Origin of the sequence: Thalassotalea insulae, from assembly GCF_030161395.1 — a bacterium.
Lineage (GTDB): Bacteria > Pseudomonadota > Gammaproteobacteria > Enterobacterales > Alteromonadaceae > Thalassotalea_E > Thalassotalea_E insulae.
In genome coordinates this window covers 1,784,087-1,796,478 of the sequence record NZ_BSST01000001.1, presented here as the reverse complement: position 1 = coordinate 1,796,478, position 12,392 = coordinate 1,784,087, and the positions used below count along the sequence as shown (strand labels likewise).

Annotated in this window: 13 protein-coding genes; 4 read left to right on the top strand and 9 right to left on the bottom strand. The window is 38.3% G+C overall.

Annotated features, from left to right (window positions below; all coding sequences use genetic code 11):
* The gene (locus QQK06_RS08150; protein ID WP_284244163.1) at positions 1–891 is read left to right on the top strand and encodes a LysR family transcriptional regulator; all 891 of its coding nucleotides are present in this window, start codon (positions 1–3) and stop codon (positions 889–891) included.
* 83 nt (positions 892–974) lie between these two features.
* On the opposite strand, the gene QQK06_RS08145 is transcribed toward QQK06_RS08150, so the two are convergent.
* Both QQK06_RS08145 and QQK06_RS08140 read right to left on the bottom strand, forming a co-directional pair.
* Positions 975–1,997, bottom strand: a complete 1,023-nt coding sequence (locus tag QQK06_RS08145; RefSeq protein WP_284244162.1) for a TIGR04552 family protein — start codon at positions 1,995–1,997, stop codon at positions 975–977.
* A 229-nt stretch (positions 1,998–2,226) separates the two neighbouring features.
* On the bottom strand, positions 2,227–4,671 hold the full coding sequence (locus QQK06_RS08140) for an FAD-binding oxidoreductase (protein WP_284244161.1): 2,445 nt from the start codon (positions 4,669–4,671) through the stop codon (positions 2,227–2,229).
* 71 nt (positions 4,672–4,742) lie between these two features.
* Between QQK06_RS08140 and QQK06_RS08135 the strand changes: the two genes are divergently transcribed.
* A complete protein-coding gene (locus QQK06_RS08135; RefSeq protein ID WP_284244160.1) occupies positions 4,743–5,699 on the top strand; it encodes a class I SAM-dependent methyltransferase in 957 nt (318 codons plus the stop codon).
* 122 nt (positions 5,700–5,821) lie between these two features.
* Here QQK06_RS08135 and QQK06_RS08130 read toward each other — a convergent pair whose 3' ends face one another.
* The 7 genes from QQK06_RS08130 to QQK06_RS08100 all read right to left on the bottom strand — a co-directional run bounded on the left by QQK06_RS08130 (position 5,822) and on the right by QQK06_RS08100 (position 10,787).
* Entirely contained in the window at positions 5,822–6,556 is a 735-nt protein-coding gene (locus QQK06_RS08130; RefSeq protein WP_284244159.1) for an SIMPL domain-containing protein, read from the bottom strand.
* A gap of 35 nt (positions 6,557–6,591) precedes the next feature.
* Complete coding sequence (locus QQK06_RS08125) at positions 6,592–7,299, bottom strand: TonB family protein (protein ID WP_284244158.1); 708 nt, start codon at positions 7,297–7,299, stop codon at positions 6,592–6,594.
* Positions 7,292–7,846, bottom strand: a complete 555-nt coding sequence (locus QQK06_RS08120; RefSeq protein WP_284244157.1) for an RNA polymerase sigma factor — start codon at positions 7,844–7,846, stop codon at positions 7,292–7,294. The genes QQK06_RS08125 and QQK06_RS08120 overlap by 8 nt, the downstream gene beginning before the upstream one ends.
* A 24-nt stretch (positions 7,847–7,870) precedes the next feature.
* Entirely contained in the window at positions 7,871–8,479 is a 609-nt protein-coding gene (locus QQK06_RS08115; RefSeq protein WP_284244156.1) for an energy transducer TonB, read from the bottom strand.
* Positions 8,480–8,764: 285 nt separating this feature from the next.
* Positions 8,765–9,529: a class I SAM-dependent methyltransferase gene (locus QQK06_RS08110; protein ID WP_284244155.1), complete on the bottom strand. Its 765-nt coding sequence runs from the start codon at positions 9,527–9,529 to the stop codon at positions 8,765–8,767.
* A gap of 36 nt (positions 9,530–9,565) precedes the next feature.
* Positions 9,566–10,027 (bottom strand): nuclear transport factor 2 family protein, encoded by a 462-nt coding sequence (locus QQK06_RS08105; RefSeq protein ID WP_284244154.1) that lies wholly within the window; start codon positions 10,025–10,027, stop codon positions 9,566–9,568.
* Positions 10,028–10,580: 553 nt separating this feature from the next.
* Positions 10,581–10,787 (bottom strand): hypothetical protein, encoded by a 207-nt coding sequence (locus QQK06_RS08100; RefSeq protein ID WP_284244153.1) that lies wholly within the window; start codon positions 10,785–10,787, stop codon positions 10,581–10,583.
* Between the two features lie 152 nt (positions 10,788–10,939).
* On the opposite strand from QQK06_RS08100, the gene QQK06_RS08095 reads away from it, so the two are divergent.
* Both QQK06_RS08095 and QQK06_RS08090 read left to right on the top strand, forming a co-directional pair.
* A complete protein-coding gene (locus QQK06_RS08095; protein WP_284244152.1) occupies positions 10,940–11,317 on the top strand; it encodes a hypothetical protein in 378 nt (125 codons plus the stop codon).
* A gap of 80 nt (positions 11,318–11,397) precedes the next feature.
* Positions 11,398–12,372: a S41 family peptidase gene (locus QQK06_RS08090; RefSeq protein WP_284244151.1), complete on the top strand. Its 975-nt coding sequence runs from the start codon at positions 11,398–11,400 to the stop codon at positions 12,370–12,372.
* Positions 12,373–12,392 lie beyond the last annotated feature (20 nt).

The following is a 12,392-nucleotide window of genomic DNA, read 5'->3' as shown; positions in this document are numbered from 1 at the left end:
ATGAGGCCGCCATTAAAAGCCATTCAGTGTTTTGACGCTGTAGCCCGATTAAATAGCTTTTCTAAAGCTGCAGAAGAGTTACATGTTACTCAAAGTGCGGTTAGTCATCAGGTAAAACAGCTGGAGGAATATTTAAACGCAAGTCTCTTTATTCGACAAGGTAGAACCTTCTCATTGTCGGACGTTGGTCAAACATATTATCAAGAAGTGAGCCATGCACTTGGCGCTATATCAAATGCTAGCAGGATGGTCAGAGAGGGGACATCTGGCAATATCCGCATGGCTTTATATAGCTCGTTAGCGGTAAAGTGGCTGATCCCTCGATTAGATGATTTTAGAAAACGATACCCGCATATTGAATTGACTGTGAACATGATAACCGACGATGTTGAATGTCATGATCGCATTGCAGATTGTTTTATTACGGTAAATCCCCCTCGTAAGGGCTATTTACATAAAGTTTTATATCAAGAAAAACTTATTCCAGTGTGCAGTCAACAACTATGGAAAACAATAAAAACGGCACCACTTCCTGAGGCGATGTGGCAACAAACTTTGCTTTCTGCTCAGTATTTTGGTGTGAATAAAGCGTTAAATACCGATTGGTTACGTTGGTGTGATTCCGCCGGTTTTACGTTACCACCAGAGACTAAGATTTGCCATTTCAGCCATGTGTTGTTAGCAAATGAAGCGGCTAAATATCATATGGGAATCATGCTAATGGATAGCATGTTATTAAGCATTGAAGATAAAGAAGCAGGCCTGGTTCAAGTGCATCAACACGCATTAATTACGGGGGATAATTATTATTTCGTTTATAAAAACAGTCAGGCCAATAACAGCGATATGAAGGTGTTAGAACAGTGGCTGATTGAACAATGCAAGAAATAACGGCGCACCGTTAAACGGTTTATGTGTCGTATTATCAGCGTATCTTGATCATCAGGATAAACTACCTAAATTGTGCATTTTATTTATGGTAAAAATGGCAATACCCGCTTTCTCACTGCATTTCGCTGGCGTTTTTTATATTCAGCATGTGAAGCTAAGCCTTCCCTGGACGCTAAGTAACTGTGCTGATCCATCAATTGAATTTCAAACGGAAAGTAAAAGCAAAGGTGCTTGCCATTAGGTTGGATGATTTTGATACGCTGGCGGCAAGTAATTTGTACTGAATGATAAGAGACTTCACTAAATGGATTCGTCGATGTACCTTGTTCAATGGTTGGATAAACAAGTGACTGCATTTTTTCTTTTATTTGCTCAACGGGCATACCCTGGTCAAAGCATTGATCTAACCATGTTAAATCAATTAAGGTATTGCGTGATCGTGAGGGTTTAATGTTGGCATAAGTCAGTATATGTTGAACTCTCAAAAAGGCTAATACATCAAGTACATCGGCACGAGAATGGGTAATAAATCGAATACCAATCCAGTCAAAAATATCTGCGGCGACATTTTCCGTTTTATGAAGTAACTTCATTGCGACAGAGCGGCGGGATTTAACGGTTCTAAATTCTACGTCAACTAAGGCAATATCTCCTAAAGAGCACTTGTCATTCTCTTTGACGATATGACCGTCAAAGCGCTGAAAAATCTGCTTGCGAATATCATCATGGTATAAATCATTCAGATAAGAATGACTATGAGTTAAGGTGTGCAACACTCGCAGAATTGCACCGCTCCACGGGGTGAGTTCTTTTTTGCCGTGGCCTGATGCATTTAAAATATATTGGATGACATTTTGCTGTTCTTTGAGCTCGGGTGGAATAACTTCCCCGTCTTTTAATAATTCCTGCTCAATTAATTCAATGGCTTCCTGGCGCAGCATTTCAATTTCTTCAAGATCTGCCGGGTCTTGAAGGTCGAAACCATAGCAAGTTAAGAATGCGTTGGCTTCTTGCTCTGTATGGATATGAATACGCTTCGCATCGATAAACGAGCGTCCTTCTAAGGCTGTACGAACCGAAGTGCTACGCCAAGGGTTGATATTCATAACATTGCTATAACGTTCAGCTGAACGCTTTAAGTCACCATAATATGAGTAGTTCTTTGTTAACTATAGTCGAATTTAGCTAACAGAGCCGAACTCTTAGATGAGATTCGACTATGCCCGCGAGAATGAATTACTTACTTAGCGCTTGGTAGCTGCATGGCAGCATATTCAGCTCTTTCGGGTGAGCAGAATATTGTGGTTAGTTTGGTAAACACTCATATCGGCTTAACTAATAGTCATAAATGTGTTCTATCTGATGATCATTAAGCCTCATTTCATTAAGCAGAGCAGCTAAATCTGACACTTTTACCATATAAATAATTCGTTTTTGTTTTTGTGATGAGACTACTTGAGAATCAAATAAATACTTTCCATAGCTTGGCTTAAACGGAGAATTTTTATCGGTAATAAAAGACACTGCTATTTTGTAATTGCCAGAAACATCAGTAAAGGCGACATCAAGAGCAGCAAGCTTTGGCATTATAGAAGTAAAGCCACCCCAACGAGGAACCGATAATAAATATTCTTTATCATGATTTGCTAAAATTTCGCCTGGAAATACTTGCTCAGGTTCTAAGTTTTTATCACTGTGTAACGTAAGATAGATTTTGCCATCACTTTCATCATAAGCGCTTTTCGCGGCAAATTTTATAACACCTGAGTATAATTCTTTAAATCCAAATTCAAGCGTGAAGAAAAGCTTTCGTTCAAGTTTGCGAATAAAGTTATCTTGAAAAAATTCAGGCTCAGTCCATATTTTTTTGAGCCAGTAAGCAAAATCAAATTCATACCATGCTTGATGAAATATTAGCTCGCTATAAGCGCTGTGGGCATCACGAATAATATTTTCTTCAGCAGTTACCGCATCGGCGGTCCAATGAGTAAAGCGGCCGATAGTATTCTCGTAAGCGCCTTTGTACATGTACTCGACTGTTGTTGAGATACCAATGACTTGTAACATAGTCATATACTCATCATTACTTGGGTACTGATTGTCACTGAGAGCAAGGGTTTTATCGTACAACTTCCAATACTCATCAATACTGGCAAAAAAAGGAAAATCACTTGGATTATTTTCTTCGCTAAGAAAGTTGCTATATTCCAGCGGGTTAAAGACTAAATACCATTCAGGAATAGTTAATAAGGTTTGGCCTTCGTTACGATAATATTGCGCTATCTTCGCCTGCTGTTGTTCAAACGGAGTTTTGTTTTTAGGGTAATGGGCTTGCCAAAGTTTATTGCGAAAGCGGTTATTAGGGTCAACCTTATTTTTTACAGCAAAATATTCTTCGGCACGGGGATAGGCTTTTTTGAATTGCGCCGTAGATGCATGAACTTGATAAGGTAAATAGTAGGCTCCACCTTCAGATATTACCGCATCGATGATTTCTTTACTCCACGCTTTAACTTTTTGTTGCGCAATTAAACTCGTCCCTTGTCGATAATAAACAACAAAAGCAAAAACTTCTTCGTTCGCCCATGCTAATAACGTTCCAGGGTCAGGCAGAGCATGACGGATAGAAACATTAATAATATTAACCTCATGCTTTTGGAATATCTGTTTCATCTTTTCAGCAAAGCGAGAAAAATTCGCTACCGGTACAAAGTATTCTCTCAGTGCGTCGGTATATTCTTTACGGTCGCTTGGCTCTAGCTCATTAACGTCATAACTTGCTTCATAGTTACGCCAATAGACGGCTTCTTGGGCATAATAAATGGGATCAAAAATAGTTTGTCTGACCCATTTACCTACATCATAGTCAGCGACAAACCCTGCAACTTTAGGCTGCCAGCCATATTCTTTATTTTTAGGGATCAAGCGCTCAGCTTCAGTCACTGGCTTGTCAGTTTTTAGCCAAGACACATTACGTATTGCTTCAAAATCTGGCGGATAAATATCAGCATTGTGAAAAACTACCGCTTTATTATCTCGAATATTGGTTTTGAAGTGCTCATAGTAATCTGCAAGCTTCATTGTTGAGGTGTGGCGTTCTACTTTTACATTAGGCACAAGCTTTAAGGTCGCTTCTGCAATGACACCAATACCACCATAACCGCCGATAGCTGCATAAAATAAATCTGCATTTTCGTGTGGCGAAGCATTCACAACCTTCCCATTAGCTAAAATGAGTTTTATTGAACTTACTGAGCGTACTAATGGCCCTTCGCCAATATATCTGCCATGAACGTTGACACTGAGCGAACCTCCAACCGTGAAATTGGCGTAAGTTTGCATTATCTTGATCGATAAATCGTAAGGGTCGATGAAAGTTTGTAAATCGCGCCAGGTTATGCCGGCTTGCACGGTAACGAGTTTTTGTTCTTTATCGAGTCTAATGACGTTATTAAAACTGCGCATATCAAAATGCAAGCTGTCGGGATAAGAGGTTTGTCCCCCTTGACTGTATCGACCACCACCGATAGATATAGGCCCTGTCGTTGATGCTATTTCAGACGCTATCTCATCAATACTTTCTGGTTTTACAATGCGTGCAACAGTGACGGGATTTAACTGAGTAATATCATTTATCGTTAATGTTTTAGCCGGTATATTTTTATATTGAACGCCTGAACTCCAGACAACTAATGTTGTTGCGATGGAGGTAAAAATGATAAAGGCAAGCATTCCCTTGCCAAGCTTTTTTAGAATTTTAACGGGGCGTTGCAACCACATAATGTGTCCATACAGTTTTGCTGATAGTTTTGTTATAGTGCCGTAACGTACTGAATTTCACAAGGACGAACATGATTCAATCTCGACGTAAGTTATTAAAAGCTATAGTAAGTATTTCAGCGCTGATGCCAACGTTGAAAGCTATTTCAATGTCTTCTTCCCTACACTTAGCGAGTGAATCAAACAGTAACTTTAAATTTATATATGGTAATTCAGCTTACAAAGATAATTTTTATCAATTCTTGGTCAATGTGTTTCACCTATATCCTGAGCTTGAGTTCCATCAACTTATTGATGCGATAACAAAACGCGCGAGCTCAGATCAACAAATCTATATCGAAGTGCAAAATAAGCTTAATGAAATCAGCTCATTTATTGCACCGTTAACTTATTCGATGCCGGCACTGAGTAAGCAAAAACAAATCATTGCCGATCAAACACAACAGTTATTGCACGATAAAAATCAATTCAGTGGTTATTTGGAAATAGGGAGTACAGGACGTTACTTAGACGCTTTAGAAGAACGTTTTACTATCGAAAATGATCGATATTTTGTTACCGATAAAGCGGCAACATATTCGCCTATCGATATGATTGATAGAGGGCAAATAATAAAAGCTGGATCTGATATTTTATTCAATAATTATCAACCTGCTCTGCATTCCATACCTAGAAATTCACTTGATTTAGTCACTGTTTATATTGGCTTTCATCATTGCCCTGTAGCATTAAGAGAAGAGTTTATTACTAATATTAGAGACACTATGAGTACCGGGGGATACTTAGTTGTGCGCGATCACGATGTTAACAATAAAAAAATGCATCATATTGTTGCGTTAGCCCATGATGTATTTAACTTAGGTACTATGGAGTCTTGGCAATATAACAACGCGGAATTACGTAATTTTTACGCTTTAGCTGAATTGGATGTATTGTTAAATAAATTGGGATTTAAGTCCGATGGTAAAAAGCTATTTCAACAGGGCGATCCGACGTTAAACGCCTTGATGGTATATCAAAAAGTTTAATATTTGTTACTAATAACTACGCAAATCAAACGCCACTTAATTCGCTCATTAACCACCTCATTGATATTGGCGGAAATAGTGACGCAGGAAATAACTTCTTGGTTAAAAGATAGCTTATCTGGTTAGTGATTTTTGCTAGAACTTTTAAGTTTATATATCACGTTGATGCTTTTTTTAATCTCTATGTATTGAGGAACAAAGATATTGGTTGAACGGGCTTGGCTGCTCATCATGGCATACGCTCTGGCTTCACTTTTGATCCCAAAGGTAGCAAAAAACGACGAGAAAGAGCCTGAGTCATTAAAGGCAAACACAGATCCTAGCTCAACTCCAAGGCCTGCTGCCATTTGTTCTGCTTTGAGTTTTGCTTTTTGTGCGGCATTTTTAATTAATTCAATTTCTATTTTTTCTCTTTGCGTAGAGCTAAATTGGCTTTCAATATTCTCAACATGGTTAATATCGAGTAATTCATTAGTTATCTCAGAATATTGGTTGAGATTATCAATGGTTACTTCGAATCTTTGGCTCAGTTCATACCCTAAAATAGCGAGATCGTTGTAGTCTTTATCTCGTGTACGTTTGGAGCGTTTGTTTATTTCAAAAGCGCTAATCTGCTTTGCTGATATGCCATTTTTAGTGAGCACAGCAACTACGTTATTTGATGTTTCATTAAGTAAGCTTGTTGCCTTGGTGGCTTCTTTATCAAAAGTAGTGACATAAAATCCAAGGGTAGCTTTATCCGGCGTCACTTTTTTTACACTTTCTCCAGTGACAGTAACAAAAGGGAAGTCAGGTAAATTTGAGGCAATACTATCTAGTGAAAGCATAGCTATTAATAAGGTTAGTAATATTCTCATTTTATTTTCCTTAAATATCGTTAATTTCTGATGGCTCAACTCTTTTCAGCTGTGAACTCAAATATAATTTCGTAGTTTTTCTTTATGTTTTCGCCTGGTGTGTATTTCCATTGAGCGAGTGCTTTTTTGGCTGAACGCTGTAATGCCCGGCTGACATTACTATTAATAATTTCGATGTTCCTGACATCACCTAAACGATCAATTTCATAACGCAACCTGATTGAACCCGATTGTTGCGCTCGTAAGGCGTTGTTTGAGAATTTAGGCATCACCTTATAAATAGGCTTGATAATAAATTCAGGCTCTTTCAAATGCGGGAGTTTGACAATTTGAATGGCGTTTAAATCGATATTCTCTACATTACTCGCTTGCGCACTATTTATTGCAGGTGCTAGCTTAGCTATCTCTGACTCTATAGTCGGAGTTCCAGGTTTAGGAGGTAACTCAGGTTTAATTACAATAACCTCATCATCAACTGGCTTTGGAGGTGCCTCTGCAATTTTGACCTGATGCGAGCTTGTTAACATTGGTTGTTGCGGCTCTGGGCTTTTCGCAAAATGCGTCATAATAGCCATGATACCAAATGACGCTACTCCTCCTAGTGTGAAGATCGAGAGTAATTTAATGAGCGAATATTTTTTATTATTCGAAGACTCAGCCAGAGTAATGTTGGGAGCAACTATGTGTGATTTTCGCTGCTGATAAAGTGCTGATAATTCTTTATCGAACGGTTCATTATTCATGATGGTTTCCTAACATTGCTTTTAAGTTTTTACGTGCATATCGCAAACGACTTTTTACGGTTTCAAAGTTTTCGTTGGTTAATTCGCATATTTCTAATATTGAAAACCCTTCCTGTTGGAATATAAATACTTCTCGCTGATAAAAGGGCAATTGCATAATAGCTAAATTAAACAATGCTAAACGATCAGTGCTTTCAAATTCCCGACTGAGTGAGCAACCCGTTAAATGGTGATCTTCGAGAGTTTGCCATTGCCATTTTTGTTGGCGTCTGAGTTCATCAATTAAGGTATTTCGGGCTATGGTATATAACCAACTTTTCACATTGGTATGTTGTTTGGTTGTTGATTGCACTTTCATCACTTTAAGCCAGGTTGCTTGCAGCGCATCTTCAGCTGTTTCCTTATCGGATAAGCTCATTAAATAGTGATAAATTGATATATTGAACTGTTCTACCAGCGCCACTAAATGACAGTTGTCGCCGGTAGATACGTAGTGCTCAAGCAACCTTTCAGGTGTGGTGGCAGTGTTTAACCAACCTTTTATCATTGAGGGTAGCTTCAAATGAATATCCTAAATCTGTTGTTCCATATTAAAATCTAATTGCACGGTAAAATTTTGTTGTTTTACGTGCTTACCATCAATTGACTTTGCGCGATATTTCCATTTTCTTAATGCTTGTTTTGCCGCTTTATCAAAAATACGCTTCGGCTCAGAATCTACCACTTTAACATTAATGACCTGACCTATCTCGCTAATATCAAATGTTAATTTTACCCAGCCTTGAATGCCATTTCTAAGGGCATCCATTGGATATTTAGGATTCACCCTGACAATGGGGCTGGCATCTTGATCTGGCTGAGCATTCATTGTCGCACTGTCTGTTATATTGTTAACAAGCTTTAAGTCATCAGGGGTGTAGGAAAATTCTGAATTAACTTCGGTTAACTCTGGGGTCACCTTGCTCAATTCCATAATTGGTGGTGGCTCAGGTGGTTGAAATGGCTTTCTAACAAAGGGCTTTGCTTTTGTTTCTTCCGGTAGTTGAACTATGTCAATGGTAATCGGAGGAGGTCCCTGGGTGATGCCAACCTGATCGCTACTGATCAAATGTGCCATAAAGGCAAATAAACCAAATGTGGTAATGCCTGCAATGCTAAATACAGATAATAGTTTTTTCATGGTGTTGCCTCGCATAATAAAGAAAATAAGGAGGTGTGATCACACAGCAAGTTATTGATTTAACGACTTGCTTATCAGTAAAACGAAGGAGGGAATAAAAAGGGGTTAAATAAATTTAAAAAAGCCAGATGAAAAATTTTCTGGCCCAGTTAATTAGACGATATTAACGTTAAAATTGCTATTTAATATCAAGATTTACCGTTGTTCCTAATACTTTTAGCGAGCATGGCGGAAGGCGATCATCATTTGATGAAATTGATCCCTACCGCTATGCACTGCTAAGTGTTATTTATTATTTTTAAAGCGCATAACAAAGCGGCTGGTATCGCGACCTGGGATGTCCCAGATCTTTTTAGTTTTGTCATCAGTGCTATTTTTTAATATATCCAACTCACCATCCAAGGTAAAACCAGCTGCCGTCATTTCATTTTTGACGAGCTGAGGGTCGATTCTATGTAATGTGCCGCCAACACTGGCGGGCGCACCAGCAATAGCTTCATGATCTATGATGCCAATGATACCACCAGGCTTTAAAAATTTGCGAAATTTCGCCAATACTTTGTTTACCTGAATTTTTTCAGCCTCACTAAATACATAGTAAAAGTCGTGATAACCCAAGGCGAGCATTATGGTGTCTAGGCTATTTTCTTCTAACGACAGATCATTTAACGAGATATCGATTCGTTCGGCATTTGTTAAACGCTTGCCATCAGCCAAACGTTCTGAAAGGGGTTGGCCATAATATTTCAAAAAATGTTTGTCGTTATGAATGATGACTTTACCCTGTTCGCCAACTACATTGGCTAATAATTCAGAGTAATAACCACTACCGGCGAGCACATCTAAAACTTCAGTGCCCGGTGCGATATTAAAAAAACGTAATACTTGTTCTGGTTGTCTTTTTTCGTCTTTAGCAATATCGGTGGCGGGTCTGTCTTTACTGGCAACTGCTGACTTAATTGCTTGTTCAGAGAAGTTATTTGCTTGTGCGCTTAACGTCACGGTAAGTCCGAACGCCAATACCAATGGGTTAAAAAGTGAAAATTTCATCATATTTCCTTATCTTTTGTTATTGTTAGCTTGTTGTTATCCAGTATATTCGACGAATTTGACCTCGGTGGGCACTTTGTCTTTATCGACGCGGGTTGAATGTAGCATTTGTATTTGCCAACCAGCTCCGTGCTTAACCAAAACGGCGCTTTCCAGCCAATACATGGTGCCTGATTTGCCATTGTTGGTGAATATTGCCTTATTCCAGTAACTGACCCAAGCACTGTCATCATGTAATTTGGTTGTAACCAGCTGAAAATAGTTTTTTCTAACCATGTTAGATGGCCGTATAACGCTAATCAGTTTATTAGCGTCCCAAATTTGTCCTACTTCCAACAATTGAAAATCATCAGTCATAAACGATTTGAGTTTGTCGTGATCAAAAGCTGAGGTCGCAGCAAAAAACTCCTGAATGGTATTAAATGGCTGGTTATTAGCGTAACTGGGTGAGATAAACATACAGCCGCACAGTAGTAGCATTAGTGTTATTTTTTGCATGGATAACATGTCCTTATTGATAGTTTTTTTATTGTTATGCTTGACCCTAGCATAAAAATTAATCGACCCCAAATAAAATACGAGAAAAGTCGTAATTAAGAGGGTTAATATTGAAATATTAGTCGGCTCATGACCAGATAATGCGTGATTTAGAGCGCATGATTGAACTAACTTATTAGAAGTATTAGTGATTTTTAGTGCAGCTGTTTAATGTAAGCTTTTATAAAAGCCGATGTGATAGGATTCTACTTTGAGGTGTTCTGTTGACAAGATTTGCAATTTTTTGTTCGGCTTAGCAGCATTAAACTGATTGATATAATGCTAAAAGCTATACTGGCAAATACTGGAGTAAGGTTACTATTTTCAGTGATATAGATAGCTGCTGATAGCATCAAAAAAAGTACTCCTGAAAATAAGCACAAATAAATTAATGTGACATTTTTCATTACTCACACTCCTTAGTTTCAATTAGAGGCTCTGGTTATGCGACCACAACTTATTTCACTGTATCGATAGCATAACCTTGATTGTGCTATTAGCAAATTATCGCCGATTAAACATTAGTGTTTTTGCCATTGACCAAGCGAAACGCCCACACTGCAAGTAGTGCTGGGATGATGCAGCCAATGCCAGATATCCACATTGGGATCAAGGTGTCATTGATAGAAATGGTCAGGTTGAAAATAATTCTCAGTAAATGGGCCAGTGCTACCAGTGCAAATAAGGTTCCCGATACCAAGTAATAACATTTACTGTTCATTTTTTGATTGTCCGATTGCTGGGCCATTTATTGGGTATAGCGTATTTTTGCATTAAAAGAGAATGTAGCCTGATGAATAAATGATGCTAAACTGAAGGCACTTTTATCATTATTAAGCCGAGATGTTGTTCAACTTAAATAAAGCCGTGAGCTTGTTATTTTCGTTAGCGTTAGTGGTAGCGTTGGCTTTTTTGGTGATGCTTAAAGAAGCAAAACCTTTATCTGAGTTTCAATCTACTCCGTTGGGCGTCAGTGAAATATCATCGCAATTTAAGTTGATTGATGCACAAGCAGTATTACTCAAGCTGCCTCAAGCGACTCGCTTTAATCACTTTCAGCAACTATCGACAAAGTATCTTTATGTTGTTGTTCTGGCTATTTTCTTTATCTCAGTAGTGAATTACCGTTTTTATCAAAAAATAATCTTGTTACCACCTTGGTATGTACGGCATCGATATTATGCTGGTTTTCGGCGTTTAGGTTGGAAAATCAGTAATTTGTTATATCAAAGAACATCCCTCTCGTATTAGTCATTGCTACTTCGACATTTATTATTCCGCTGTGTTAAGCATCAGTGGTCGGTTAGTAGTAGTTAAAATTAAGGTTAAATATGAAAAATATCATTAAATTTTTATTGATAGGGTTGTCTCTGAGCGCTGTTAATATTTACGCGCTTGCGCAAGGCAATGAAGACGGTACCCTTTCACAACAAAAAATATCTAAAATTATACATAAAACAATAGATGCGCTTGAGCATCACTACTTATTCCCTGAAAAAGCTCGTTTAGCAACAAAAGTGTTAACTTATCATTTATTATCGGGTGAATTTTACCAAACAAGTCAACCCGCAGAATTAGCAGAAAAACTTCGGGTATTGCTACGCCAGAGTACAGGCGATAATTACTTTGATGTGATTGAGCACAATTCGCGACTAGCAATCGATCAGCAAACCAATAAAGAACAAAGTAACGGATTACAATTTCGCACACTTCAAGCTGAGATATTATCTGGTAATATCGGCTATTTAAAGTTTGAGCGCTATTATTCCCTAGGGGTGGCAAAGCGAGATGTTGATAACGCTTTTCACTATTTATCTGATGTGCAAGCAATGATTATTGATTTGAGAACAGTCGACAGAGGAGCACTCCCATTAGCGCAATATCTTAGTAGTTTTTTTGTTGAACCAGGGACAAATTTAAGTGACATTGCTTATCAGCAGCAGACAAAAATGACACCATTATTGGCGATTGAACATAATGATTATGCTCGGTTTCGGCAAAACTTTCCTGTGTATATTCTTAATTCTGCATTTGTTGCCGGTGCATGGGAATTTTTTAGTTACACCCTAAAACATTTTGACAAGGCAGTGATCGTTGGAGAACAAACTATCGGTTTCGGATACCTAACCAAGCCGATAAAAGTCAGTGAATATTTTACTATCAGCATGCCTTGCGCCTTAACGCAGCATCCTGTGACTCATGCTAACTGGGAACAATTTGGGGTTACCCCTGATTTTAATGTCGATGCCGGTGCCAGCTTTGATGTCGCGTATAAGCTGGCTAAATCCTACTTAAATCAAGATTAGTATAATGATGCTGACGGCAT